The sequence below is a fragment of the Streptomyces sp. NPDC038200 genome (assembly GCF_055600785.1).
Genome location: NZ_JBVJYH010000004.1, coordinates 95597 through 121252, shown reverse-complemented (window position 1 = coordinate 121252; position 25656 = coordinate 95597). Strand labels below are relative to the sequence as shown.

Below are 25656 nucleotides of genomic sequence, written 5' to 3'. Positions count from 1 at the left end.
TGACGCGCTTGGCAAAGTTGTTCGAGCAACGTAAGACAGGATGATTCCGAACCGTACAAACCGGGCACATCGGTGTGGTGTGGGTCAGGCAGAATCGAGATACGGTGCCAGGAGTTGCGGCGACACGGCCGGGATCGTCACCGTTTCGACGGTCCCGACGGCCGGGTACTTGCGCGATCCGCCCCGCCCGTGTGGACTACGGCCAATGCTTCGCGCACGCGCGTGGCTGAGATACTCACCAAGACATGATCAGGAGGCAACCCGTGAGCGCGACCGCGGACCACGCGGAGGAGCGGACGAACCCTGCCGCCAGGCTGGGGTTCCAGCCCGGGCAGGTGGTCCAGGAGATCGGCTACGACGACGACGTCGACCAGGAACTCCGCGAGACCATCGAGGAAGCCGTCGAAGGCGACCTGATGGACGAGGAATACGACGACGTGGCCGACGCCGTTGTGCTGTGGTTCCGTGACGACGACGGTGACCTGACGGATGCGCTGGTGGATGCCACCACGTACATCGAAGAGGGCGGCATGATCCTGCTCCTCACGCCGAAGACCGGCCGTTCGGGGTACGTGGAACCGAGCGACATCCAGGACGCCGCCACGACGGCCGGCCTGACGGCTTCGAAGAGCGTCAGTGTGGGCAAGGACTGGAGCGGCAGCCGGCTGGCGACGCCGAAGGCGGCCAAGTCCAAGAGGTGACCCGCCTCGAACACCGGACGGGCTGGTTTTCGCCCCAGCCCGTCCGGAAGGTCCCGGTGATCGCTGCGTAGGGTGGTCCCGAGCGTTCTGCTGTGCGCTCACCCGAACAGCCCACCGAAGGGATGCACGACGATGGCGATCCAGGTCGGCGACAAAGCGCCCGACTTCGAGCTGAAGGACAACCACGGCCGGAGCGTGAAGCTCTCGGACTTCCACGGCGAGAAGAACGTGGTCCTGCTCTTCTACCCGTTCGCCTTCACCGGTGTCTGCACCGGCGAGCTGTGCGAACTGCGCGACAACCTGCCGAAGTTCTCGGACCGCGACACCCAGCTGCTCGCCGTCTCCAACGACTCCATCCACACCCTGCGCGTCTTCGCCGAGCAGGAGGGCCTGGAGTACCCCCTGCTCAGCGACTTCTGGCCGCACGGCAACGTCTCGCGCGCCTACGGCGTCTTCGACGAGGACAAGGGCTGCGCCGTCCGGGGCACCTTCGTCATCGACAAGGAGGGCGTCGTGCGGTGGACCGTGGTCAACGGCCTGCCGGACGCCCGTGACCTCGACGAGTACGTGAAGGCGCTCGACGCCCTGTGAGCAGGCCGCGGGCCGACACCTGTGATTCCTCGGCTCCAGGGTCTGCGGGGGGCGGGAACCCGTCACTAGGATCGGCACGTTGATCCCATATCCGAAGCAGGACGGGGCTCCCCGCCCCTGAACACCACATGGAGGACCCGTGGGAGTCAGCCTCAGCAAGGGCGGCAACGTATCGCTGACGAAGGAGGCCCCGGGCCTGACCGCCGTCATCGTCGGTCTGGGGTGGGACGTGCGCACCACGACCGGCACGGACTTCGACCTCGACGCCAGCGCGCTGCTGCTGAACAACTCCGGCAAGGTCGTCAGCGACCAGCACTTCGTCTTCTTCAACAACCTCAAGAGCCCCGACGGCTCGGTCGAGCACACCGGCGACAACATCACCGGTGAGGGCGAGGGCGACGACGAGCAGATCAAGGTGAACCTGGCCGGCGTCCCGGCCGACGTCGACAAGATCGTGTTCCCGGTGTCGATCTACGACGCCGAGAACCGCCAGCAGTCCTTCGGCCAGGTCCGCAACGCCTTCATCCGCGTCGCGAACCAGGCCGACCAGCGGGAGATCGCCCGGTACGACCTGAGCGAGGACGCCTCCACCGAGACCGCCATGGTCTTCGGCGAGCTGTACCGGCACGGGGCGGAGTGGAAGTTCCGCGCCATCGGTCAGGGCTACGCCTCCGGGCTGCGCGGCATCGCCCAGGACTTCGGCGTCAACGTCTGACGCCGACGGTCCTCGCGTCCGGCGCCGCACCGTTCGGGGGCGGCGCCGGACGCACAGGACCATCGAAGAGGCACCACCAGGGGAGGACCAGCATCATGGGCGTCACACTCGCCAAGGGGGGCAATGTCTCCCTCTCCAAGGCCGCACCGAACCTCACCAACGTCCTGATCGGGCTCGGCTGGGACGCGCGCTCCACCACCGGCGCCCCCTTCGACCTGGACGCCAGCGCGCTGCTGTGCGGTGCGGGCAACCAGGTGCTGGGCGACGAGTGGTTCGTGTTCTACAACCAGCTGACGAGCCCCGACGGCTCCGTGGAGCACACCGGCGACAACCTCACCGGCGAGGGCGAGGGCGACGACGAGTCGCTCCTGGTGGACCTCGCCAAGGTGCCCCCGCAGTGCGAGAAGATCATCTTCCCTGTCTCGATCCACATGGCGGACGAGCGCGGCCAGACCTTCGGCCAGGTCTCCAACGCCTTCATCCGTGTCGTCAACCAGGCCGACGGCCAGGAACTGGCCCGCTACGACCTCAGCGAGGACGCCTCCACCGAGACCGCGATGATCTTCGGCGAGCTGTACCGGTACCAGGGCGAGTGGAAGTTCCGTGCAGTGGGTCAGGGGTACGCATCGGGGCTCCGGGGCATCGCTCTAGACTTCGGAGTCAACGTTTCGTAAAGCCGGGTACGGCGCGGGGGAGACCCTCCCCCAGACTTCGTCTGGGAGGTGCCCCCAAAACACGATGGGGTAGCCAGTGCTTCTCAAAACCTTCGGCTGGTCGTTCGCGGTCACCGCGCTCGGTCTGGTCGCGGCGGCGTTCTACGGGGGGTGGACCGCCTTCGGCATCGTGGCGATCCTGGCCATCCTGGAGATCTCGCTGTCCTTCGACAACGCGGTGGTCAACGCCGGAATCCTGAAGAAGATGAATGCCTTCTGGCAGAAGATCTTCCTCACGGTCGGCGTGCTCATCGCGGTCTTCGGCATGCGGCTGGTCTTCCCCGTCGTCATCGTCGCGATCAGCGCCAAGATGGGTCCGATCGAGGCCGTCGACCTCGCGCTCAACAACAAGGACCGCTACCAGGAACTGGTCACCGACGCCCACCCGGCGATCGCCGCCTTCGGTGGCATGTTCCTGCTGATGATCTTCCTCGACTTCATCTTCGAGGCCCGGGACATCCAGTGGCTGCGCTGGATCGAGCGCCCCCTGGCCAAGCTCGGCAAGGTCGACATGCTGTCGGTCTGCATCGCGCTGATCGCCCTGCTCATCACCTCCTTCACCTTCGCCACCCACGCCCACCAGCACGGCGGCGCCCACGTGGACAAGGCCCAGACGGTCCTGATCGCCGGCATCGCCGGTCTGATCACCTACATGGTCGTCGGCGGTCTCTCCGGGTACTTCGAGGACAAGCTGGAGGAAGAGGAGGAGCGCGAGCACGAGGAGGAGGAAGAGGCCGCCCGCTCCGGCAAGCAGAAGTCGGCGATCGTCCTGGCCGGCCAGGCCGCGTTCTTCATGTTCCTCTACCTGGAGGTCCTGGACGCGTCCTTCTCCTTCGACGGTGTGATCGGCGCCTTCGCCATCACCAACGACATCGTCCTGATGGCCCTCGGCCTCGGCATCGGCGCGATGTACGTCCGGTCGCTCACCGTGTACCTGGTCCGCCAGGGCACCCTCGACGACTACGTCTACCTGGAGCACGGCGCCCACTACGCCATCGGCGCCCTCGCCGTGATCCTCATGGTCACCATCCAGCACGAGATCAACGAGGTGATCACCGGTCTCGTCGGCGTCGTCCTGATCGCCTGGTCCTTCTGGTCCTCGGTCCGCCGCAACCGCGCGCTGGCCGCCGCGGGCGAGGGCACCGACGAGAAGGCCGAGGTCTCCTCCGGGGTGTGACACCCCGGACGGTGAGGAACGCTTCGTACGGGGCGGCCGACGCGGTCGGCCGCCCCGCCGGTGTCACAACGGGTAGCTGGGGGCGGGAATGGGTTTCTTCGACGGGCTGCTGGGCGGGCGCGCCGCCGACTTCGACTCGGGCAACGCGTCGTCCAACGCCATAGAGCTGACCAAACGGCACCAGACGGTGTCCCTCACCAAACAGGACGCGGCCACCGGCCATCTGCGCGTCAACCTCACCTGGCGGATGCGGACCTCCGACTTCGACGGAGCCGGCAGCACCAGCCTGTTCCGGCACCCCTTCAAGGCGCTGAAGCCGCCGGAGATCCTCGGCCACGGGCAGAGCATGGTCAACGTCGACCTGGACCTCGGCTGCCTGTACGAGCTGGCCGACGGCACCAAGGGGGTCGTCCAGCCGCTCGGCGGCTATCTGGGCGACACCAACGCACCGCCGTACATCAAGCTCAGCGGCGACGACCGGTTCGGCTCGGGGTCCGGCGAGACGATGTACGTCAACCTCGACCACCAGGACGCCCTCAAGCGCCTGCTGGTCTTCGTGTACATCTACGACCAGACCCCCGCCTTCGACCGTACGCACGCCATCGTCACGCTCTACCCCAGCAACGGTCCCCGTATCGAGATAGGTCTGGACGAACGCCACCCCCAGGCCCGCTCCTGCGCCGTGGTCATGATCGAGAACATCAAGGGCGAACTGGTCGTCCGCCGCGAGGTGAAGTTCGTCTACGGCTTCCAGGGCGAACTGGACCGCCTGTACGGCTGGGGCCTGCAGTGGGGCAGGGGGTACAAGGCGAAGGCGGACAGGTGAGGCACGCGCCCCGAGGGGGCGCGGGGAACCGCGCGCTCGACCACGGACCACCCCCAGCCGCCGGACGGCCGGACGCCCCGAGTCCGCGGGCGGACTACCGCCCGAGGAACTGCGGCCCCTGCGGCGGCAGCCGGAAGTTCGGATCGGCCCCCACCGGCACCGGGATCGGCGCGGGCTGGGACGGGGGGTAGCCGTAGGCCGGCTGCGGATAGCCGTACGCCGCGGGCGCCGACGTCGACTGCGGATACCCGTACGCGGGCTGCTGTGCGGGCAGCGCGGACGTCGGCTGCTCCGGAGGCAGCGGCTGGGACGACGTCGGCTCGGCCGGGGCCCGCTCCTCCGCCGCCTCCGACTCGTCCACCGAGATCCCGAAGTCCGTGGCGAGCCCCTTCAGCCCGTTCGAATAGCCCTCGCCCAGCGCCCGGAACTTCCAGCCCTCCCCGCGCCGGTACAGCTCACCGCAGATCAGCGCCGTCTCCGCGCCGGTCTCCGGCTTGATGTCGAACCGGGCCAGCGGCTCCCCGTCGGCGTCCGCCGCGTCGTACAGCTGGATGCACAGCGCCGGCACCCGGTCGAAGGGGACCCCGTCCGCGGAGGCGACCAGCAGGATCCGGCCGACCCCGGGCTCCACGCCGGGCAGGTCCGTCTGGATCGTGTCGGTCAGCCCTTCGGCGAGCCGCTTCTTGCCGAGCCGCCATACTTTCCCGGAGGGGTGCCGGGGCTGGTTGTAGAAGACGAAGTCCTCGTCGGAGCGCACACGGCCGTCGGAACCCAGCAGCAGCGCCGACACGTCCACGTCCGGAACCTCCTGGCCGGGTGTCCAGCGCAGCACGGCGCGCACCGTGGTGGCCTCCAGCGGGACGTTCGACCCCTTCAGCATCGCGTGCGTCATGCGGTCATCCTGCCTTCTCCGTCCTGGTCACGACAATGCGGGGGGCCGCCCCGCCGACATGGGCGGGTTACCGGAAATTCATGCCCACCGGGAACCTCCGACATAGATCCCTACGTACTATTACCGGCCACCCTTTACCGAACCCAGAGGCTCGGCTCGCATCCTGAGGGAGTCCTATGCGTCATTTCGGGCACATCGCCCCCGAGGTGCGGAAGCGCCTCTTCCATCAGGAGCCGTGCGCGTTCACGGCGGACTCCTCGGCCCGGCTGCTCTCCGCGGCGCTGGGCGCCACGCTGTACAGCCCTGCCACCCGGCCGCGGCTCGCCGACGACATCGTCAAACAGGCCGGCAACGGCGTGGTCTCGATGGTGCTGTGCCTGGAGGACTCGATCGGCGACGCGGATGTCGCCGAGGGCGAGGAGAACCTCGTCCGGCAGCTGACCGACCTCGCCGGCCGGCCCGGCACCGAGCCGCCCCTGCTGTTCGTCCGGGTGCGCTCGCCCGAGCAGATCCCGGACCTGGTCCGCCGCCTCGGGCCGGCCGTGCGCCTGCTGTCCGGGTTCGTGCTGCCCAAGTTCACCGAGGAACGCGGCATCCCCTTCCTGGAGGCCCTCTCCGCGGCCGAGGAGGCCGGCGGCCGGCGGCTCTTCGCCATGCCCGTCCTGGAGTCACCCGAGCTGCTCTACCGCGAGTCGCGCGTGGACACCCTGGAGGGCATCTCCCGCGCGGTCGGCACGTACCGCGACCGGGTGCTGGCCCTCCGCCTCGGCGTGACCGACTTCTGCTCCTCCTACGGTCTGCGCCGCGCCCCGGACATGACGGCGTACGACGTGCAGATCGTCGCCTCCGTGATCGCCGACGTGGTGAACATGCTCGGCCGTGCCGACGGCACCGGCTTCACGGTCACCGGTCCGGTCTGGGAGTACTTCCGCGCACCCGAACGCATGTTCAAGCCGCAGCTCCGGCAGAGCCCCTTCCTGGAGGTGCAGGCCGTCGAGCTGCGCGAGAAGCTCATCGAGCACGCCATGGACGGACTGCTCCGGGAGATCTCCCTCGACCAGGCCAACGGTCTGCTCGGCAAGACCTGCATCCATCCCTCCCACGTGCTCCCGGTGCACGCGCTCTCCGTGGTCAGCCACGAGGAGTTCAGCGACGCCCAGGACATCCTGCGGCCGGAACGCGGCGGCGGGGGTGTACTCCGGTCGGCCTACACGAACAAGATGAACGAAGTGAAGCCGCACCGCGCCTGGGCCGAGCGGACCCTGCTGCGGGCCGAGGTGTTCGGCGTCGCGCACGAGGACGTCGGCTTCGTGGAACTGCTCGCCGCCGGCATACCCGGCTGAACCTTTCGCCACCTCTCCAAGGAACGCATGAAGAACGCAGTGAACGACGGGGTCTGGTCCGGCAGCTGGGTCGCCGAGCGACTCGGGGTCGGACTCGTGGGCGACGACGGGCTGCGGGCCCTCCTCGGGCTCGCGCTGCGCCGCAATCCCAAGCGGGCCCACCTGCTGGTCTCCCACGTCCTCGGCAAGCACGTCCCCCAGTCGCCGTCCGTGGTCCACGACCATGGACTCCGGCTGGGCCGTCGCGTCCGCGACCTGCTCGGCGAGGCGGAGACGGCCGGCGCGGTCGTCCTCGGGTACGCGGAGACCGCGACGGGGCTCGGTCACTCCGTGGCGGACGGGCTCGGCGGGGTGCCGTATCTGCACTCCACGCGGCGGCCGGTGCCCGGCGTCGCCCCCGCGGGCGGCTTCGAGGAGTCGCACTCGCACGCCACCTCGCATCTGCTGCTGCCGGAGGACCCCGGTCTGCTCGCCGGCGACGGGCCGCTGGTGCTGGTCGACGACGAGTTCTCCACCGGCAACACCGTGCTCAACACCATCCGCGACCTGCACGAGCGCTGTCCGCGGGGGCGGTACGTGGTGGTCGCGCTGGTCGACATGCGTTCGCCCGAGGACACGGCCCGGATGGAGCGCTTCGCCGAGGAGATCGGGGCGCGGGTGGACCTCGTCGCCGCCGCGTCGGGGACCGTACGGCTGCCGGAGGGCGTGCTGGCGAAGGGGCAGCGGCTGGTGGCGGAGTGCGAGGCCGCCGGGAGCGGGCCCCTCGCGGCGGGCCGCGGCCACGCGGCGGAGCCGCCCGGGGTCTCGCCCCCCGTCCCCGGAGCGGCGCCGCGGTCGCCGCACGTCACCGAGGTCGACCTGCACTGGCCGCCCGCCCTGCCCGACGGCGGTAGGCACGGCTTCACCCCCGCCCACCGGGAGCGGCTGGAGGCCGCGCTGCCCGCCATGGCCGCCCGGGTACGGGACGCCCTGCCCGCCGGTGCCCGCCGCGTCCTCGTCCTGGGCTTCGAGGAGCTGATGTACGCCCCGCTGCGGCTCGCCGGCGAGCTGGAGCGGCTGGGCACGGCCGAGGTGCGGTTCTCCACCACCACCCGCTCGCCCGTCCTCGCGGTCGACGACCCCGGCTACGCGATCCGCACCCGCCTGGTCTTCCCCGCCCACGACGACCCGGCCGACGGCCCCGGCGAGCGCTACGCCTACAACGTGGCCGGCGGCGGCTTCGACGCCGTCGTCGCCGTGGTCGACTCCGTCGCCGACACCCCGGCCCTGCGCGCGCCCGACGGCCTGCTCGCCGCTCTCGCCGCGCACGTCCCGCACGTCCTGCTCGCGGTCGTGCCCTCGTACGTTCCCGCGCCCCCGCATGCTCCCGAAAGGCCGGCCATGCTGCCCGAGCCCCTCCGCGGCCCCGCGTTCTCCTCGTATCCGCCGGACGAGGTCGGCTGGCTGCTCCAGGACCTCTCCGACGTCACGCTGGAGGCGCCGACCGAGGAGCGGGAGGAGGCCATCCAGCGCGGCGGCGCGCACTACGCCGAGTCGCTGCCGGTGGAGTACCAGCCCAGCGAGCAGTACCAGGAGCTGTTCCACGCGGCCCTCGACGCCTCGGCCGCCCGGCTCGCCCGGGCCGTGGGCGTGGTGACCGAGACCGTCGTCGCCGAGCGGTCGCCGCGCCCGGTGCTGGTCTCCCTCGCCCGCGCGGGCACCCCGGTCGGCGTCCTGATGCGCCGCTGGGCGCGGTTCCGGCACGGCCTCGACCTCCCGCACTACGCCGTGTCGATCGTGCGCGGCCGGGGCATCGACGCCAACGCGCTGCGCTGGCTCGCCGCCCACCACGACCCCCGGGACGTCGTGTTCGTCGACGGCTGGACCGGCAAGGGCGCCATCACCCGTGAACTGGCCCAGGCGGTGGAGGAGTTCGAGGCGCAGGAGGGCGTCACCGGGTTCGACCCGGAGATCGCCGTCCTCGCCGACCCCGGCTCCTGCGTGCGCACCTACGGCACCCGCGAGGACTTCCTCATCCCCTCCGCCTGCCTCAACTCGACGGTGTCCGGCCTGATATCGCGCACGGTCCTGCGTGCGGACCTGGTCGGCCCGCACGACTTCCACGGCGCCAAGTTCTACCGCGAACTCGCCGGCGCCGACGTCTCCGTGGCCTTCCTCGACGCCGTCTGCGCCCGTTTCCCCGAGGTCGCCGACACCGTCGACGGCGCGGTCAAGGAGCTGCTGGCCGCGGACCGCACCCCGACCTGGGCGGGCTGGCGCGCGGTCGAGCGGATCAGCGAGGAGTACGGCATCCACGACGTGAACCTCGTCAAGCCCGGCGTCGGCGAGACCACCCGGGTGCTGCTGCGCCGGGTGCCCTGGAAGATCCTCGCGCGGGCGGGGGCCGGTGCCGACCTGGACCACGTGCGGCTGCTGGCCGAGCAGCGCGGGGTGCCGGTCGAGGAGGTCGGCGACCTGCCGTACACCTGTGTCGGGCTGATCCATCCCCGGTACACGCGCGGCGCCACCGGTGCCGACGGCAAGGCGGTGACCCTCTGATGCCGGTTCTGGTGGCGAGCGACCTCGACCGTACGCTCATCTACTCCTCGGCGGCCCTCGCGCTGACCATGCCCGACGCGCGGGCGCCCCGGCTGCTGTGCGTGGAGGTGCACGAGGCCAAGCCGCTCTCCTTCCTGACGGAGACCGCGGCCCGGCTGCTGACCGACCTCGGCGACGCGGCCGTCTTCGTGCCGACGACGACCCGGACGCGCAAGCAGTACCAGCGCATCAGCCTGCCCGGTCCGCCGCCGAAGTACGCGATCTGCGCCAACGGCGGCCATCTGCTGGTCGACGGGGTCACCGACGCCGACTGGCACACGCGTGTACAGGCGCGCCTCGCCGACGAGTGCGCGCCGCTGGAGGAGATCCGCGAGCATCTGCTGCGCTCCGCCGACCCGGTGTGGGTGCGCAAGCACCGGGTCGCCGAGGACCTCTTCGCCTACCTCGTGGTGGAGCGCGAGCTGCTGCCCGCGGACTGGGTGAAGGAGCTGGCGGTGTGGGCGGAGAACCGCGGCTGGACGGTGTCCTTGCAGGGCCGCAAGATCTACGCCGTCCCCAAGCCGCTCACCAAGAGCGCGGCCGTCCGTGAGGTCGCCCGCCGCACCGGGGCGGAGCTGACGCTGGCCGCCGGGGACTCCCTGCTCGACGCCGACCTGCTGCTGGCCGCGGACCGGGGCTGGCGCCCCGGCCACGGGGAGCTGGCCGACGCCGGCTGGAGCGCGCCGGAGATCAGCGCGCTGCCGGAGCGGGGGGTGCTGGCGGGGGAGCGGATCCTGAGAGAGTTCCTGAGGGCGGCGCGTACCGCGGCGCCCTAGGGTCTTTCGTTTGGATCAGGCCGGATCAGGGCGCGGTGCCAGACCCCGCGAGCCCGGCATGATCCAAACGAGAGGCCCTAGGGGCCCGGCGGAGCTACCCGCAGCACCCGCCGCCGCAGCACCCGCCCCCGCCGGCCCGGGGCGCCGGCGTCGGCGCGGGTGCGTTCGACACGCCGCCCACGGCCACCGTCGACAGCAATTTCACCGTGTCGTCGTGGCCCGCGGGGCAGCTCGCGGGGGCGGCGGACTGAGCCATCGGGCGGCTGAGTTCGAACGTGTCGCCGCAGGTCCGGCAGCGGTACTCATAGCGAGGCATGCACTCAGGTTAGCCGTCAAGGGCCGGTCGGGGGCATCTCAATGTTTCATGAGTGTTGCTTTCCATCCGGCATATGTGCAGAGCATTCGAAAACGTTACTGATAATTTGTGAACGCCGTTGCGAGGATGCTCAGCTCACCCGCGCGAGCAAGACCGAGTGCGGAGGGAGAGACGCAGGCGTGACCGATGCGTCGCAGGGGGAGGACGGCCCCATGGGGGGTGGCCGTGGCGGGAAGCCGCTGAACGCCGACGAGACCCTGCATCTGAGAGTCGACGCCCTCAGGGCGGACGAGACCATGCAGCTGCGCGTCCCCCCGCCGCCGGAGCCACCCGCTCCGGGCGGCGGCCGGGCCGAGCGGCGGCGGAGCGCGCGCTCCACCGGCCGCTCCGCCGGCCGTGAGCGGACCGGGCCCGCGGCGGCGGTGGCGAGCACGGCGGGCCGGCTGTTCGGCCCGCTGGCCCCGTACTGGGCCCGAATAGCCCCCTACGCGCGCCGCCTGAAGCCGGTCTACCCACGCCCCGGCCGCACCGGCTGGCGCCGCTGGATGCCCTCCTGGCGCCAGTGGATCGGAGGCGTCCTGACGTCGTTCGGGCTGCTCTCCGCGTTCCTCGTCACCGCGTACGCGATGACGGACATACCGAGCAACCTGAACTCGTACGCGACCCAGCAGGACAACGTCTACTTCTGGTCCGACGGCACGCCGATGGCCCGCACCGGCTGGGTGCAGCGGCAGGCGATGCCGCTGAAGGACATTCCCCAGGACGTCCGCTGGGCGGTGCTGGCGGCGGAGAACGAGAGCTTCTACTCGGACCCGGGCATATCCGTCAAAGGCATCACCCGGGCCCTGTTCCGCACGGTGGGCGAGGGGGACACCGAGGGCGGATCCACTATTACCCAGCAGTACGTAAAAAACGTTTATCTCACGCAGAACCAGACGATAAGCCGTAAATTCACCGAGGCGATGATCTCGCTCAAGCTCGACAACAAGATGAGCAAGGACGAGATCCTGGAGGGGTACCTCAACACCAGCTGGTTCGGCCGCGGCAGCTACGGCATCCAGCGCGCGGCCCAGGCGTACTACGGCAAGGACGTCGGCGACCTCAACGCCTCCGAAGCGGCCATGCTCGCCTCGCTGCTCAAGGGCGCCGGCCTCTACGACCCCACCCTCGGCAAGGCCAACCACGCGCGGGCGGTGGAGCGCTGGTCCTGGATCCTGGACCGCATGGTCAAGATCGGCAAGCTCTCGCCGCAGGAGCGGGCCAGGTACAAGACCTTCCCCGATCCGCTCAAGAGCAATCCGCTGTACAACACCGGCGCGCAGAGCGACTACCTGGTGGAACTGGCCTCGCAGTTCGCCAAGAAGGCCGGCCACCTGACGGACAAGCAGTTCGACCTCGGTGGCTACCAGATCTACACGACCTTCGACCGCAAGCGGGAGAAGGCGCTCACCGACGCCGTCGCCAAGGCCCGCAAGGACGCCCGGCAGAACGATCCGGCGACGGCGAAGAACGGGCACTACGGTGCCGCCTCGGTGGCCGCGGACGGCCGGATCCTCGCCGTCTACGGCGGACCGGACCACCGTAAGCAGGGCTTCAACGAGTCCAACGCGACCACGGTCCCGGCGGGGACCGCCTTCCTGCCGTTCGTCTACGCCGCCGGACTCGAACACGGTGTGCACAAGACCCGCGGCGGACCCGCCACCCCCGTCACCCCGGACAGCGTCTACGACGGCGACGACGGCGTGCCCGTCACCACGCCCGAGGGGCCGTACTGGGACCGCAGCGGCAAGAAGGTCGCCGCGCACAACGACGGCGGGAAGTCGTACGGGCGGATCACCCTGCGCGACGCGCTCGCCAAGTCGGTGAACACCCCGTTCATGCAGCTCGGCATGGACGCCGGCCTGGACACGGTGCGCCGGACCGCGGAGGCGTCCGGACTGCTGTCCTCCAGCATGGGCCCCCAGGTGCCCGCCCTGTCGCTGGGCAACTCCACGCCCAGCGCGATCCGGATGGCCAGCGGCTACGCCACCTTCGCCGCGGCCGGCAACCACACCGAGCCGTACTCGGTGCGCCGCATCACCCGGAACGGCTCCCCGATCCCCCTGACCACCCCGCACCCCAAGCGCGCGGTGGGCGCCCAGGTGGCCGAGGAGGTCACGGAGGCGCTCACCGACTCCTTCCGCACCGCGCATCCCGAGGCGGCCGGCCGGTCGGGGGTGTCCGGGAAGGCCGGCACCAACGAGAAGGACACCGCCGGCTGGTACGTCGGCACGGCCGACTCGGTGTCCACCGCGATCGTCGTCTACCGGATCGACCTGGCCAAGTCCCTGGAGCCGCTGCCGCTCAAGGGGCTGGCCGGTACGTCCGCCCACAGCGTCCCGTACGACCTCTGGTCGGCCGCGACGGGGATCGGCTGAGCCGTGCCCCGTCCCCCCTCCCTCCCGCAGAATGAGCCGCGCATGCCCCGCACCATGTCGTCGTCCTCAGGCCGTCGCCGAGCCCCCCGCCGCCGCAGCGCACCCCGTGCCACCCGGCCACAGGTCCTGACCCTGGCCGCCCTCCTCGTCGTGGCCTCGCTGGTGGCCGGGTTCCTGGCGCTGTCCGGCACGGACAGCAACAGCACGCCGACCGGCGCGGCCGGCAAGAAGGCCAAGGCCGCGCCGAAGGCCAGCCCGACCCCGCAGTGGGACGGCAAGACCAAGATCCTCGGGGACGGGTCCACCTCCTACACCGGGCCGCAGAAGGGGCAGTTGGCGGCGAAGCCGCTCAAGCCGGGCGAGAAGCCGCCGCAGTTCGTGGTCTTCTCCTGGGACGGCGCGCTCCAGGGCAGTGACGAGCTGTTCTCGCACTACCGGGACCTGGCCAAGCAGTACGACGCCCACATGACCTTCTTCCTCACCGGCATCTACCTGCTGCCCAAGAGCAAGAAGGCCCAGTACCACGGCCCCATGCACGCGCCGGGCGACGCCGCGATCGACTACGCCACCGACGACCACATCCGCAGCACGCTGGACCAGCTGGGCAAGGCGTACGAGGACGGCAACGAGATCGGCACCCACTTCAACGGCCACTTCTGCGGCGCCAAGGGCGGCAACGACTGGAGTGTCGAGCAGTGGAAGAGCGAGATCGACCAGTTCTTCTCCTTCGTGGAGCACTGGAAGACCAACACCGGCTGGAAGGACGTGCCCGCGCTGCCCTTCGACTTCAAGAAGGAGGTCACCGGCGGCCGGGCGCCCTGCCTGGAGGGCCAGAAGAACCTGCTGAAGGCCATCAAGAGCTACGGCTGGCGCTACGACGCCAGCTCTCCGGGCGACTTCCAGATATGGCCCTCGAAGAAGAACGGCATCTGGGACTTCCCGCTCCAGCTGCTCCCCTACACGGACAGCGTCCAGGCCCTGTCCATGGACTTCAACTTCCTGTACAACCAGTCCGACGGTGAGACCCAGGGCGACTCCGCCAAGTTCCCCGAGTGGGAGCAGATGACCGTCGACTCGTACATGAAGGGGTTCAACCGCGTCTACTACGGCAGCCGGGCGCCGCTGTTCATCGGCAACCACTTCGAGGACTGGAACGGTGGCATCTACATGAGGTCCATCGACCAGGTGGTCAAGAACGTGTGCACCAAGAAGGGCGTCAAGTGCGTGTCCTTCAAGGAGCTGGCGGACTGGCTGGACGCGCAGAAGCCGCAGACCCTGGCCGCCCTGCGCAGCCTCGATCCCGCCCAGTCGCCCGACTGGTCGGCGGTCGTCAAGTGACAAGTGCGCTCGGGGGGTTCCACTTGTGCAACCCCCTTCACAATCGGCACTCCCGTCATGCGAAGATGCCCCTCGCCCGGTAGGTGTACCGGCGTAGAGGGGAACATCATTGAAATCAAGAAGACTGAGCCGTAAGCGGAGCCGTACCGCCATAATCACCGCCGCCGCTGCCTCGGTGGTCGCGGGTGTGGCCCTGGTTCCCAACTGGAGCGCGGGCGCGGCGGTGACCGACGACCCGACGGTGGACGCGGCCACCAAGGCGACCTTCCAGCGGCTGGCCGACGCGGTCTTCACCGACCGCACGCAGGCTCTCGTACAGGGCACGGGCAAGGCGGACACCCGGCACACGTCCGGTTTCTCGGGCTCCGTGCGGCTGTCCGGCGGGCAGACGAGCGAGCAGAAGTCCGCGCTGGACGAGCTGCGCGACCGCCGGAGCCGGCTCGCCCGGCTGGGTGAGACGTACCGGAACGGCAGCACCAAGGTCACGCTCGACGCCACCCAGGTGAAGGGCCGGCACGCGAAGGTCGCGGTCACCGAGACCACGACCCTGAGCTACGACAAGACCACCGGCAAGAGCCCGAAGGCCACCGGCTTCACGGCCCACCACGAGCTGACCTTCAAGGCGGACCGGCAGGGCGACTGGCAGCTCACCGGCATCCAGGACACCGACCAGGGCTACCTCGCGGTGAACCAGGTCGCCAAGCCCGAGGTCGCCAAGGTGAGGACCACCGCCGACGACGGCCCGCCGAGCGCGGCCCGCGCGGCCACCACCTGGCCCGCACCGGTCAACCGGAAGAACTTCTCCGCGACCGGCTACGACTACAAGGCCATGGTGGCGTACGCGGCCAAGTACTGGAACAAGTACAACCCGGACTACCCGGACTTCAACGGGCAGGGGGCCGGCGGCGACTGCACCAACTTCGTCAGCCAGGCCCTGAAGGCGGGCGGCTGGAAGCACGTCCCCGGTTACACGAACGACTTCCACAAGTGGTTCGGCAACTCGGAGATCCAGTCGGACTCGTTCGTCGGCGTCAACGAGTTCTCCTGGTTCGCCCTGTCCTCGAAGCGGGCCACCAGCCTCGCCAACGTCTACCAGCTGGACCTCGGCGACGTGCTGCAGATGGACTTCAACCGGGACGGGTCGAAGGACCACTCGATGATCGTCACGTCCCGTGACAGCCGGGGTGTGCCCTACGTGAGCTACCACTCGACCAACACGTACAACCGGTCGGTGGCCAGCCTCGTCGCCTCGTACCCGGGCGCCGCGTTCTACGCCTACCGGACCTGACCCGGTCCCGGCTGCGGGCCCTGCCGCTCCTGCCCTTCCCGCCGCTCGGCTTGCGTCCGCTGCTCCTGCGGGGAGGGCTCCGGGTGGCGGGCCCGCCAGTACGGGTTGTCGTACGGCAGCGTGTGGCCGACCCGGCCGTACATGCCGAAGGTCATCAGCAGCAGCCCCACGATGAAGCTGAAGAACACGTTCTGGATCTTGAACGCCAGGAAGTTGTTCTCGGTGTCCAGCAGGCCGAGGAACAGGAAGCCGTTCAGCAGGAACAGCACACCGAGGACCATGTTCAGGGTCGACGCGAAGTTTCCGCCGATCACCATGCCGACCATCAGCAGCGCGCCGATGCAGATCGACAGGACACTGAGCGTGCCGTTGGTGTTCAGCCCGGAGACCGAGTTCCCGCCCGTGTCGAAGAAGCCGATGTGGTTGATCAGGCCGAGGATGCCGAAGACGATCAGGAAGGTGCCGATCAGGCCCGCCCCGATCCGGTAGACCGTGTTCAGCCGGTGGTCGACGGGCAGGTGGTCGTCCAGCCGGGTCCCTCGCCGTTCCCCGGCCTTCCTCGTGTGCACTGCGTGTGTGGCCATGTCCGCCTCCCTCGGGCGCTAGCGGAGGCCATCCGTCCACTCAATATCCGCCTGCCCTGGCCCACCGGCAACACGCACGGCTCGGGGTCAGTGCCCGCCGCCGCGCTCCTCGCGGATCTGCGCCACCACCCGCGCCACCGTCTGCCGCACCGCCTCCGTCTCGGTCAGGAAGTGCCAGAAGTCCGGGTGCCGCCCCTCCAGCGTGCCGATCGCCCGCTCCAGCCGGGCCACGGCGTCGTCCAGCGGCCGGGCGTGCCGCGGGTCCGGGGTCGACCGCCCCGTCATGGCCAGCCGCTGGGCGTCCCGGATCGCGAACCGGGTCCGTTCGATCTCCGTCTGCGGGTCCTTCTGGACCGCGTTCAGCCTGTTCAGCCGGTCACCGGCGGCGGACACCGCCTCGTCGGTGGCGTTCAGCAGCGCCCGTGCGGTCGACAGCAGCGAGGTGGCGTCCGGCCACCGCTGGGCGTCCCGGGCGGTCTGGGCCTCGCCGAGCTTCAGCTCGGCCTGCCGTACGTTCTCCGCGGCCTGTGCGGGCACCTGCTGGAGGTCCTGCCAGCAGGCGGCGGAGAACCGGCGCCGCAGCTCGCTCAGCACCGGATCCACCTGCCCGGCCCGTGTGGTCAGCGCCTGCGCGCGGGTCCGCAGGGACACCAGCCGGTGATCGATCTCGGCCGCCCGCTCCGGCAGCTGCTCGGCCTCGGCCCGGATCGCCCCGGCCTCGCGCTGGAGCCGCTCGGCCCGCTTCAGGGTCGCCTGCACGCCGTGCTGTCCGGCGCCCTGGTTGAGTCTGGTCAGCTCCGGCGACAGAGCCGCGAGGCGTGCGGCGAGCCCGTCGGCCCGCAGGTTCTTCTCCCGTACGGCGTCCAGGGCGTTGCTCGCGGCCAGCAGTGACTGCCGGGCCCGCTCCACGGCGGGTGCCAGCCGGGCCAGCTGGGTCTCCGCCTTGCCCAGCAGCGGCCCGAGCGAGCCGCCGAACCGGTCCAGTTCCTGCCGGACCCGGAGCAGCTCGTCCTTGGCCGCGGTCAGCTCGGCGCGGGCCCGGGAGGCCGCGCCGGCCTCCAGGTCGTCCCGGTCCAGGTCGTGGGCGTCCACGGCCTGGATGTACTGCCGGCTGGCCTCGTCGATGCGGAGTCCGAGCGCCTCGAAGTCGGAGACGGCGCGGCGGGCGGCGGGGGAGTCGTCCACCGCCGCGATGGTCTCGATCGAGATCCGCAGATCCCGCTGGGCGGTGTCCAGTTCGTAGAAGGCCGCCGCGGCGGCGTCCTTCGCGGCCTGCGCCTCGGCCCGCTGGCCCTCCGCGCGTCCGCCGAACCAGCGCCGGGTGCCCCCGCCGGCGAACGCGGCGGCGAGCGCCGGCGCGGCCAGCACCGGCAGGCAGAGCAGGGTGAGGGTGTCCCCCAGGGCCGAGCGGTCACGCCGGGTCCGTGCGGTGGACGGCGACCGGTACGGCGGTGTCGCTGGCGTGCCCGGTGTCGCCGTCACATCCCTCTCCCGTGCTGTGGTCCGCCCTGGGTGGTGTCATTCTCCCACCCGTTGAAGACGAACACACGGGCCGGTCAGTTCGCCGTGCGCACCGATACTTTCCCCTCCGCGGTGGGCGCCGATGGCGGCCCCGGGGAGGCGGGGAGGAGGGCCCCGGAGAGGCGGGGAAGACGGTTTGCGGTGCAGCCCACCCGGCAATGTAGGCTGTCGACCTGTCCCGGGTGCGTAGCTCAGGGGTAGAGCGCCTGCCTTACAAGCAGGATGTCGGCGGTTCGAAACCGTCCGCGCCCACCGATACGGCCCCTCGGAGAGTCTCCGAGGGGCCGTTTCCGTGCCTCACTCCTCCGCCGCCTCCTCGTGGGCGTGCTTCAGCCGCGAGCGCGCCTCCACCCGGTCCCCCGCCGCGACCTCGGTCCAGAACCGGTGCGTGCTGACGAAGACCGCCAGCTCGTGCTCGCGCCGCCGCAGCTTCTCCACCTCGGCCTGTTCGTCCTCCGTCCAGCCGGGGGACGCGGGCCGCTCCACCTTGCGCCAGCCGTTGTCGTCGCTGAAGCCGTCCCTCGGCTCGACCGACCAGGGCAGCCGCTTCAGCAGGGCCGACAGCTCGGCCCGGACCTGGTGCAGCTCCTCCTGGCCGGCGAGGAGGTCACTGGGGAATTCATAGGTCGTAGCCACGCGGCAATGGTACGCCTGTTCGATTTTGTGGAGCGAGGCCGCTCGTGAGGTTCAGGCCGGATTCAGCCGAACGGGTGACCGGGCCCGCGACCGGGCGTCAGTGGCCGGCGGCCCGCAGCTCCCGCACCAGCCGCGCCGCCACCGGCACCGGTACGCCGTGCCGCTCGGCCGCCCGCAGCAACGCCCCGCCGATCGCGTCGAGTTCCAGCGGGCGGCCCGCCTCGGCGTCGCGCTGCATGGACGATTTGGCGGCCGGCGGAAAGGCGTCGTACCGGGCGAGGGCCTGGGCCGGGTCGGCGGGGGCGCCGCAGGCCCGGCTGACGGCGGTGGTCTCGGCGACCAGCGCCTCCAGCTCGGCCCGGTGCCGGGTGCGGGCCTCGCCGAGCGGGACCCCGTACCGGGTGGTGAGCAGGGCGAACGGGGCCAGGAACGCCATCTTGGCCCACAGGGCCGCCGTCTCCGCCCCCGCCACCCGGGCGGTCGTGCCCGCGGCGGTGAGCCGGGCGGCCAGGGCGTCCAGGCGGGCCCGCGGCACGGCGTCCCCGGCCAGGTCGATCTCCGTGAACGGGCTGCCGTGGTCGATCACGCCCGGGGCGAGCCGGGTGGACTCCACGCGGATCACGGCCGGGGCGACCCGGTCGGGGCGGTACCGGGCGCGCAGGGCGGCGGGGTGTTCGACGCCGTTCAGCAGCGGTACGACCAGGGCGTCGCCGAGAGCGGCGGGCGCCACGCGGGTGAGGGCGGCGTCCAGCACCGTGTGCTTGACGGTGATCAGGCAGGCGTCCACCGGTTCGCGCAGTTCGGTGTCCGCCTCGACGGCGGCCGTGAACTCGCCGAACTGCGGGCTGCGGACGGTGATGCCGGTCCGGCGCAGAGTGCCGGCCGTGGTGTCGCCGGCCAGGCAGATCACGCGGTGCCCGGAGCGGGACAGCAGGGCGGCGAGCAGACCTCCGGTGCCGCCGGGGCCGAGGACGGCCACGGTGAGCGGGTTCGTCATGAAGTTGTTCCTTTCGACGGTCGGCCCCGGATGTCGGTGGCCGCCTTCGGGCAGATCATGGCAGGCGCCGGGCGGGCTGCGCGAGACTGGGGGCATGTGCCGGAGCATCAAGACCCTGCGCCCGCCCGTCCTGCCCGGTGAGGCCACGGACGACGACATTCGCGCGGCCGCGTTGCAGTACGTGCGGAAGATCTCGGGCTTCCGCGCCCCCGCCGCCCACAACCGGGAGGTCTTCGACGAGGCGGTGGACGCCGTGGCCCGGGCCACCGCGGAGCTGCTCGGAGGGCTGGAGGTGCGGGGGCACCCCGTGCGGGACAAGGGCTGAGGGGCCCGGACCGCGACCCTCGCCGCAGCACTCGCCGTAATCCGGCATGTCGCCATAACTCCGGTCGCGAACAAGGGAGTTGGGCTGCACAGGGCATGATGAAGCGCGTCGTCCGCTTGTCCTCGACGCCCTGGAGTCCCCTTTGCCTGCCGCAATCCCCATCGCCCTGGTCGGGGCCGGACCGCGCGGAACCAGCGTCCTGGAGCGCCTCTGCGCCTCCGCGCCGGAACTCCTTCCGCCCGGTGTCCGGCTGACCGTCCACGTGGTCGACCCGGCGCCGCCCGGACCCGGCCGGGTCTGGCGGACCGGGCAGTCGGCCGAGCTGCTGATGAACACCGTGGCGAGCCAGGTCACCCTGTTCACCGACGCCGGCGTGGGCTGCTCGGGACCGGTCCGGCCGGGCCCCAGCCTGTACGAGTGGGCGGACGGCGCGCTGGGCCCGGACGACTATCCGACCCGCGCGCACTACGGCCGCTACCTGGAGTGGGTGTTCGCCCGCACGGTCCGCGCGGCCCCGGACGCGGTGCGCGTCGAGACCCACCGGGCCCGCGCCGTACGGCTGGCCGACGAGGACGACGGCCGGCAGCGGCTCACCCTGGACGACGGCCGGGTCCTGTCCGGGCTCGCCGCGGTGGTGCTGGCCCAGGGGCATCTGCCCACCGCCCCGGACGAGGAACAGCTCGCCTCCGCCGCGTACGCCGCCCGGCACGGCCTGCGCCATGTCCCGCCCGGCAATCCGGCCGACATCGACCTCTCCGCGCTCCCACCCGGTGCGCCGGTGCTGCTGCGCGGTCTCGGCCTCACCTTCTTCGACCATCTCGCCCTGCTCACCACGGGCCGGGGCGGACGCTTCGCGCGCCGGCCCGACGGCGGCCTGCGCTACCTCCCCTCCGGCCGCGAGCCGCGCCTGTACGCCGGTTCGCGGCGCGGGGTGCCGTACCAGGCGCGCGGCGACAACGCCAAGGGCGCGTCGGGCCGGCACACCCCGCTGGTCCTCACTCCGCGGGTGATCGCCGGCTTCCGCGAGCGCGCCGACGCCGGCGAGGCGCCCGACTTCCTCGCGGAGATCTGGCCGCTGGTGGCGAAGGAGGTGGAGACGGTCTACTACGGCGCGCTGACCCGGCGACCCGACTTCGCCGCGCGCTTCCTGGCCGTCCCCCACGGCGACCCGCGAGAGACCCTGCTCCTGGACGAGTTCGGGGTGGCGGGCGCCGACCGGTGGAGCTGGCGGCGGATCGCCCGGCCCCACGAGGGGCGGGAGTTCGCCGACCCGGGGCAGTGGCGGGCATGGCTGCTGGCCCATCTCCGTGAGGACGCCGCGCAGGCCGCGCTGGGGAACGTGCGGGGGCCGCTCAAGGCGGCGCTGGACGTGCTGCGCGATCTGCGCAACGAGATCCGGCTGGTGGTCGACCACGGCGGGCTGACCGGTGCCTCCCGCCGCGCGCACCTGGACCGCTGGTACACCCCGCTCAACGCCTTCCTGTCCATCGGCCCGCCCCGGCGCCGCATCGAGGAACTGGCCGCGCTGGTCGAGGCGGGCGCGGTGGAGGTGCTCGGCCCGGGGCTGGAGGTGCGGGCCGAGAACGGGGCCTGGGCGGCGCGGTCACCCGCCGTGCCCGGCTCGGCCGTCCGTGTGACCACCGTCATAGAGGCCCGGCTCCCGGAACCCGATCTGCGGCGCACGGGCGACGAGTTGCTCGCCGGACTGCTCGCGGACGGCGGCTGCCGGCCGCACACCGTGGACGGTTACGAGACCGGGGGGCTGGACGTGACACGTCGGCCGTATCACCTGATCGACCGTCAAGGAGGCGTGCACGCACGGCGGTTCGCCTTCGGGGTGCCCACCGAGGGGGTGCACTGGGTGACCGCGGCGGGGGCCCGGCCGGGGGTGGACTCGGTCACGCTGTCGGACGCCGACGCGGTGGCGCGGGCCGCGCTGCGGGCGGCGGCGCCGGCCGCGGAGCGGGGGGCCGAAGTGTCCCCGCGGGCAGATGTTGAACTTGCAAGCATTGATTAGGTCGGCCTAACCTGTGGCTCCATTCGGTACCGCCGCCCCCACGACCGGCCTCTCAGTCCCCGGCCGGCCCGACCGACACCGAAGAGGAGCCAACCCTCATGTCCGCACGCCTCAACTCCGCTCAGCCCTATGTCATCGGACTCTTCCGCATCGTCCTCGGCCTGCTCTTCGCCGTGCACGGCGCCGCCTCCCTGTTCGGCGTCCTCGGCGGCGCCGCGGGCACCGGCGGCACGATCGCGGCCGGCACCTGGCCCGGCTGGTACGCGGCCGTGATCCAGCTGGTCGCCGGCGCCCTGGTGCTGCTCGGCCTCGGCACCCGCGGCGCCGCGCTGATCGCCTCCGGCTCGATGGCGTACGCCTACTTCGACGTCCACCAGCAGGCCGCCCTGTGGCCCATCCAGAACGGCGGCGAGCTGTCGGCGCTGTTCTGCTGGGCGTTCTTCCTGCTGGTCTTCACCGGCTCCGGCGCCTTCGGCCTGGACCGGCTCTTCGGCCGCACCGCGGCGGACGGCGAGCCCGCGGCGGAGCGGGACCCGGTGACGGCCTGACCCGCGCGCGCCCACGACACACTGTGAGCAAGCTGTAATCACCGCGGGAGCCCCCGGCGGATCTTCTGTCACACCCCCGGCGTACGCTGTATGGCTGTTCAACGGGGGAGTGACGGGAGTTCGTCGTGTGGGAGAGCGTGGGGTCGCTGGCGGCCGGACCGTGGATCTATGCCGTGGTGGCCCTGTCGGTGCTGCTCGATGTGTTCCTGCCGATCCTGCCCAGCGGCGTGCTCGTCATCACTGCGGGTACGGCAGCGGCGGCGGGGTCGGGTGCGGCGGCGGGCCAGGTCCCGCACGACGTGCCGGACATCCTGGCCCTGGTCCTCTCCGCGGCCACCGCCTCGGTCCTCGGTGACCTGGTGGCCTACCGGCTGGCCTGGCGGGGCGGGGAGCGGCTGGACCGGGCGATAGCCCGCTCCCGGCGGCTGTCCGCCGCGCAGGAACGTCTCGGCGACGCGCTCGCCCGGGGCGGCGGCGCGCTGGTCGTCCTCGCCCGCTTCGCCCCCGCGGGCCGCTCGGTCGTCTCCTTCTGCGCCGGTGCCGCCCACCGCCGCGTCCGCGACTTCCTGCCCTGGTCGGCGCTGGCCGGCCTGTCCTGGGCCGCCTACAGCGTGGCCCTCGGCTACTACGGTGCCCAGTGGCTGGGCGCGACCTGGCTCGCCACCGGCGTCTCGGTGGCCGCGCTCTTCGGCGCGGGCGCGGCGGCGGGCTTCCTGGTGCGCCGGCGCCCGGCTGCCTGACCGCGGACGCCCCGGGGGCACGGGAAACGCGCGCGAGGGGCCCGCGGCCGTACGGCCGCGGGCCCCTCGGTGCTCACCGGTGCGAAGGGCTCAGCAGCTCGCCAGGTCGTTCGTCAGCGCGCTCTTCTCCGCGGAGTCGACCGAGAGGTTGTAGTAGTACTTCACCTGCACCCAGGCCCGGACGTACGTGCAGAGGTACGCGGACCGGGACGGCACCCAGGTCGCCGGGTCCTGGTCGCCCTTGGCCTGGTTGACGTTGTCGGTGACGGCGATCAGCTGCGGCCGGGTCAGGTCGTTGGCGAACGCCTGCCGCTGCGCGGTGGTCCACTTGCTCGCGCCGGAGTCCCAGGCCTCGGCCAGCGGCACGAGGTGGTCGATGTCGAGGTCGGCGGCGGCGGTCCAGGTGGCGCCGTCGTACGGGGAGTACCAGCTGCCGCTGGTGGCGGCGCAGGAGGAGTCGGTGACGACGTTCGAGCCGTCCCGCTTCAGGACCGTCTCGCGGGTGTTGCAGGCACCGCTGATGGTGATCCAGTGCGGGAACAGGTCGCGGCTGTAGCCGGTGCGGTTCTCGGTGGCCACGGTCAGCTGGGAGAGATAGGTGCGGGCGGTGGCGGCGCTGACCGGTGTGGGGAGGGCGGCCGAGGCGCTCGGGGAGTTGAAGAGGGCCACGGAGGCTATCAGGCCGGTGAGGGCCGCGAGTATGCTCGTCCGTCGACGCGCGTAGAACTTGGACATGACTGAACTCCCTTGTGGGGTGGGGACGTTGGGGCGCGAGCGAGGGAATGCTCGCGGGGCCGCGTTGCCGGGGGGTGAGCGCTCGGTAAGAAGCTAGTGACGTGTTCATGTCATGCCAAGGTTGACTACGGAACTTTCACATCCCTTACGATGGGGAGCGCAGAAGGGGAGTAGCTCTTCGCCGGACCGTCGACATACTGCTCAGCGAGCCTGAGCCGGCGCCCGGAGGCGGACCACGCATCTCGTCGAGATCCGCCAGCGAGACCTTCGGCAAGCAGTGCACGCCCGTACCCGCGGTACGGGCGCCGAGTGTGCTGCCATGCCGAGGTGTCATCGTGTGACGTATCGCACTCTCGGTGGGGCAGCCCGACCGATTGAGGAACCTTGATCAGCATTACCGTGACGGCGCTCGTCTTCGGCGTCGTCTTCCTGGCCGAGCTGCCGGACAAGACCGCGCTCGCCGGTCTCGTCCTCGGCACCCGCTACCGGGCCTCGTACGTGTTCGCGGGCGTCGCCGCGGCCTTCCTGCTGCATGTCGTGCTCGCCGTCGCGGCCGGCAGTGTGCTGACCCTGCTGCCCCAGCAGATCGTGCACGCCGTGACCGGTGTCCTCTTCCTGGGGGGCGCGGCGATGCTGCTGCTGAAGAAGGACGAGGACGACGAGGAGATCAAGAAGCCCGCCGACCAGTCCTTCTGGAAGGTCGCGGGAACGGGTTTCATGCTGATCCTCGTCGCCGAGTTCGGTGACCTGACGCAGATCATGACCGCCAACCTGGCCGCCCGCTACGACGACCCGATCTCCGTCGGTCTCGGCGCCGTGCTCGGCCTGTGGGCCGTCGCCGGACTGGGCATCGTCGGTGGAAAGGCCCTGATGAAGCGGGTGCCGCTGCGGCTGATCACGCAGATCGCGGCGCTGCTGATGCTGGCGCTCGGCGGGTGGAGCCTGTGGGAGGCCGTGACCGGCTGAGCCGAACGGCGGGTGAATGCTCGCCGGGGGCGGTGGCGGGATCACGGCAGGGTTTTGTACCGTGGAGAAACAAAGTGGCTCCCGCCCGTTTTCCCTGACCGGCGGGCGGGGCCGCCTTGTCCCTCCCGACGTCTCTTCCGACACGGGCCTTTTTTCGTTCCATGGAGCTGCCGATGCCGGCCACCGCCACCCCCTCCGTTCTCACCGCCCGCGCCCTCCTGCTCGACATGGACGGCACCCTCGTCAACTCGGACGCCGTGGTCGAGCGCATCTGGCGGCGCTGGGCCGAGCGGCACGGGCTGGACGGCGACGAGGTGATGAAGGTGGTGCACGGCCGGCAGGGGCACGCCTCCATGGCCGTACTCCTGCCCGGCCGTCCGGTGGAGCAGAACCTCGCCGACAACGCCCGCATGCTCGCCGAGGAGACCGCCGACACCGACGGCGTGATCGAGATCCCCGGCGCCGGGGCCTTCCTCGCCGCGCTGGACGGCCTTCCGCACGCGCTGGTGACCTCCGCCGACGTCGCCCTGTCCACCGCGCGCATGAACGCCGCCGGGCTGCCGCTGCCGGCGGTCCGGGTCACCGCCGAGTCGGTGGGCGCGAGCAAGCCCGACCCCGAGGGCTTCCTGAAGGGCGCCGCCGAGCTGGGCGTCGCCCCGGCCGACTGCATCGTCTTCGAGGACTCCGGCGCGGGAATCGCGGCGGGACGCTCCGCGGGGATGCGGGTCGTGGGCGTCGGCCCGCGGGCCGACGCCCACGAGCCGGACGTCGCCGTGCGCGACCTCACCCAGGTGCGCGTCGAGGCGGCGGCCGACGGGACGATCCGGCTGCACATCGCCTGATGCCGAATGCCTGACGCCTGACGCCTGACGCCGAATGCCTGACGCCTGACGGCCGGCACCTGACGTCGGCCGCCC

The 25656-nt window shown here is 71.2% G+C and carries 25 protein-coding genes and 1 tRNA gene; 19 read left to right on the top strand and 7 right to left on the bottom strand.

The window, feature by feature from the left end; genetic code table 11:
• The first annotated feature begins 263 nt into the window (after positions 1-263).
• From ACZ7KF_RS10420 to ACZ7KF_RS10395, 6 genes are all read left to right on the top strand, one after another.
• Positions 264-701 carry a DUF3052 domain-containing protein gene (locus tag ACZ7KF_RS10420; protein WP_471071273.1) on the top strand — a complete coding sequence of 146 codons (438 nt, stop codon included), beginning with the start codon at positions 264-266 and terminating at the stop codon, positions 699-701.
• A gap of 132 nt (positions 702-833) precedes the next feature.
• Positions 834-1292, top strand: coding sequence for a peroxiredoxin (locus ACZ7KF_RS10415; protein ID WP_225821089.1), 459 nt, complete (start codon positions 834-836; stop codon positions 1290-1292).
• Positions 1293-1431: 139 nt separating this feature from the next.
• A complete protein-coding gene (locus tag ACZ7KF_RS10410) occupies positions 1432-2007 on the top strand; it encodes a TerD family protein (protein ID WP_471071269.1) in 576 nt (191 codons plus the stop codon).
• Positions 2008-2102: 95 nt separating this feature from the next.
• The gene (locus ACZ7KF_RS10405) at positions 2103-2681 is read left to right on the top strand and encodes a TerD family protein (protein WP_471071266.1); all 579 of its coding nucleotides are present in this window, start codon (positions 2103-2105) and stop codon (positions 2679-2681) included.
• 76 nt (positions 2682-2757) lie between these two features.
• Positions 2758-3897, top strand: a complete 1140-nt coding sequence (locus ACZ7KF_RS10400) for a DUF475 domain-containing protein (RefSeq protein ID WP_471071263.1) — start codon at positions 2758-2760, stop codon at positions 3895-3897.
• An 88-nt stretch (positions 3898-3985) separates the two neighbouring features.
• Positions 3986-4723: a TerD family protein gene (locus ACZ7KF_RS10395; RefSeq protein WP_471071260.1), complete on the top strand. Its 738-nt coding sequence runs from the start codon at positions 3986-3988 to the stop codon at positions 4721-4723.
• 94 nt (positions 4724-4817) lie between these two features.
• On the opposite strand, the gene ACZ7KF_RS10390 is transcribed toward ACZ7KF_RS10395, so the two are convergent.
• Positions 4818-5615 (bottom strand): TerD family protein, encoded by a 798-nt coding sequence (locus ACZ7KF_RS10390; RefSeq protein ID WP_471071257.1) that lies wholly within the window; start codon positions 5613-5615, stop codon positions 4818-4820.
• Between the two features lie 176 nt (positions 5616-5791).
• On the opposite strand from ACZ7KF_RS10390, the gene ACZ7KF_RS10385 reads away from it, so the two are divergent.
• The 3 genes from ACZ7KF_RS10385 to ACZ7KF_RS10375 are packed head-to-tail and all read left to right on the top strand — an operon-like array spanning position 5792 to position 10311.
• On the top strand, positions 5792-6958 hold the full coding sequence (locus tag ACZ7KF_RS10385) for an HpcH/HpaI aldolase/citrate lyase family protein (RefSeq protein WP_471071256.1): 1167 nt from the start codon (positions 5792-5794) through the stop codon (positions 6956-6958).
• 27 nt (positions 6959-6985) lie between these two features.
• The gene (locus tag ACZ7KF_RS10380) at positions 6986-9496 is read left to right on the top strand and encodes a phosphoribosyltransferase (protein ID WP_471071253.1); all 2511 of its coding nucleotides are present in this window, start codon (positions 6986-6988) and stop codon (positions 9494-9496) included.
• Positions 9496-10311, top strand: a complete 816-nt coding sequence (locus tag ACZ7KF_RS10375; RefSeq protein WP_471071251.1) for an HAD family hydrolase — start codon at positions 9496-9498, stop codon at positions 10309-10311. The genes ACZ7KF_RS10380 and ACZ7KF_RS10375 overlap by 1 nt, the downstream gene beginning before the upstream one ends.
• A 94-nt stretch (positions 10312-10405) precedes the next feature.
• Here the strand turns inward: ACZ7KF_RS10375 and ACZ7KF_RS10370 are convergent, their stop codons facing one another.
• Positions 10406-10627, bottom strand: a complete 222-nt coding sequence (locus ACZ7KF_RS10370) for an FmdB family zinc ribbon protein (protein WP_471071248.1) — start codon at positions 10625-10627, stop codon at positions 10406-10408.
• A 212-nt stretch (positions 10628-10839) separates the two neighbouring features.
• Between ACZ7KF_RS10370 and ACZ7KF_RS10365 the strand changes: the two genes are divergently transcribed.
• The 3 genes from ACZ7KF_RS10365 (at position 10840) to ACZ7KF_RS10355 (ending at position 15670) form a co-directional block, all read left to right on the top strand.
• A complete protein-coding gene (locus tag ACZ7KF_RS10365) occupies positions 10840-13044 on the top strand; it encodes a transglycosylase domain-containing protein (RefSeq protein ID WP_471072221.1) in 2205 nt (734 codons plus the stop codon).
• A 54-nt stretch (positions 13045-13098) separates the two neighbouring features.
• The gene (locus ACZ7KF_RS10360; protein WP_471072219.1) at positions 13099-14382 is read left to right on the top strand and encodes a polysaccharide deacetylase family protein; all 1284 of its coding nucleotides are present in this window, start codon (positions 13099-13101) and stop codon (positions 14380-14382) included.
• Between the two features lie 187 nt (positions 14383-14569).
• The gene (locus ACZ7KF_RS10355) at positions 14570-15670 is read left to right on the top strand and encodes an amidase domain-containing protein (protein ID WP_471071246.1); all 1101 of its coding nucleotides are present in this window, start codon (positions 14570-14572) and stop codon (positions 15668-15670) included.
• Here the strand turns inward: ACZ7KF_RS10355 and ACZ7KF_RS10350 are convergent.
• The gene (locus tag ACZ7KF_RS10350) at positions 15658-16254 is read right to left on the bottom strand and encodes a DUF4383 domain-containing protein (RefSeq protein WP_471071243.1); all 597 of its coding nucleotides are present in this window, start codon (positions 16252-16254) and stop codon (positions 15658-15660) included. The two genes, ACZ7KF_RS10355 and ACZ7KF_RS10350, sit on opposite strands and share 13 nt — an antisense overlap.
• Positions 16255-16341: 87 nt before the next feature.
• Positions 16342-17736: a hypothetical protein gene (locus ACZ7KF_RS10345; RefSeq protein WP_471071241.1), complete on the bottom strand. Its 1395-nt coding sequence runs from the start codon at positions 17734-17736 to the stop codon at positions 16342-16344.
• 219 nt (positions 17737-17955) lie between these two features.
• Here ACZ7KF_RS10345 and ACZ7KF_RS10340 point away from each other — a divergent pair.
• Positions 17956-18027, top strand: a tRNA-Val gene (locus ACZ7KF_RS10340).
• A 45-nt stretch (positions 18028-18072) separates the two neighbouring features.
• On the opposite strand, the gene ACZ7KF_RS10335 is transcribed toward ACZ7KF_RS10340, so the two are convergent.
• Complete coding sequence (locus tag ACZ7KF_RS10335; protein WP_471071239.1) at positions 18073-18411, bottom strand: hypothetical protein; 339 nt, start codon at positions 18409-18411, stop codon at positions 18073-18075.
• A gap of 97 nt (positions 18412-18508) precedes the next feature.
• Positions 18509-19408 carry a ketopantoate reductase family protein gene (locus ACZ7KF_RS10330; RefSeq protein ID WP_471071237.1) on the bottom strand — a complete coding sequence of 300 codons (900 nt, stop codon included), beginning with the start codon at positions 19406-19408 and terminating at the stop codon, positions 18509-18511.
• Positions 19409-19502: 94 nt separating this feature from the next.
• On the opposite strand from ACZ7KF_RS10330, the gene ACZ7KF_RS10325 reads away from it, so the two are divergent.
• From ACZ7KF_RS10325 to ACZ7KF_RS10310, 4 genes are all read left to right on the top strand, one after another.
• Positions 19503-19733 (top strand): DUF2277 domain-containing protein, encoded by a 231-nt coding sequence (locus ACZ7KF_RS10325; protein WP_471071235.1) that lies wholly within the window; start codon positions 19503-19505, stop codon positions 19731-19733.
• A 142-nt stretch (positions 19734-19875) separates the two neighbouring features.
• The gene (locus ACZ7KF_RS10320) at positions 19876-21750 is read left to right on the top strand and encodes an FAD/NAD(P)-binding protein (RefSeq protein WP_471071233.1); all 1875 of its coding nucleotides are present in this window, start codon (positions 19876-19878) and stop codon (positions 21748-21750) included.
• A gap of 98 nt (positions 21751-21848) precedes the next feature.
• Positions 21849-22298, top strand: a complete 450-nt coding sequence (locus tag ACZ7KF_RS10315; protein ID WP_471071229.1) for a DoxX family protein — start codon at positions 21849-21851, stop codon at positions 22296-22298.
• 125 nt (positions 22299-22423) lie between these two features.
• Positions 22424-23038: a DedA family protein gene (locus tag ACZ7KF_RS10310; RefSeq protein WP_471071227.1), complete on the top strand. Its 615-nt coding sequence runs from the start codon at positions 22424-22426 to the stop codon at positions 23036-23038.
• A gap of 90 nt (positions 23039-23128) precedes the next feature.
• On the opposite strand, the gene ACZ7KF_RS10305 is transcribed toward ACZ7KF_RS10310, so the two are convergent.
• Positions 23129-23773: an HNH endonuclease family protein gene (locus tag ACZ7KF_RS10305; protein ID WP_471071225.1), complete on the bottom strand. Its 645-nt coding sequence runs from the start codon at positions 23771-23773 to the stop codon at positions 23129-23131.
• A 384-nt stretch (positions 23774-24157) separates the two neighbouring features.
• Here ACZ7KF_RS10305 and ACZ7KF_RS10300 point away from each other — a divergent pair, with 384 nt between their 5' ends.
• Together ACZ7KF_RS10300 and ACZ7KF_RS10295 are read left to right on the top strand one after the other, a co-directional pair.
• Entirely contained in the window at positions 24158-24739 is a 582-nt protein-coding gene (locus ACZ7KF_RS10300; RefSeq protein WP_471071222.1) for a TMEM165/GDT1 family protein, read from the top strand.
• A gap of 173 nt (positions 24740-24912) precedes the next feature.
• Positions 24913-25581: an HAD family hydrolase gene (locus tag ACZ7KF_RS10295; protein WP_471072216.1), complete on the top strand. Its 669-nt coding sequence runs from the start codon at positions 24913-24915 to the stop codon at positions 25579-25581.
• The last annotated feature ends 75 nt before the right edge of the window (positions 25582-25656 follow it).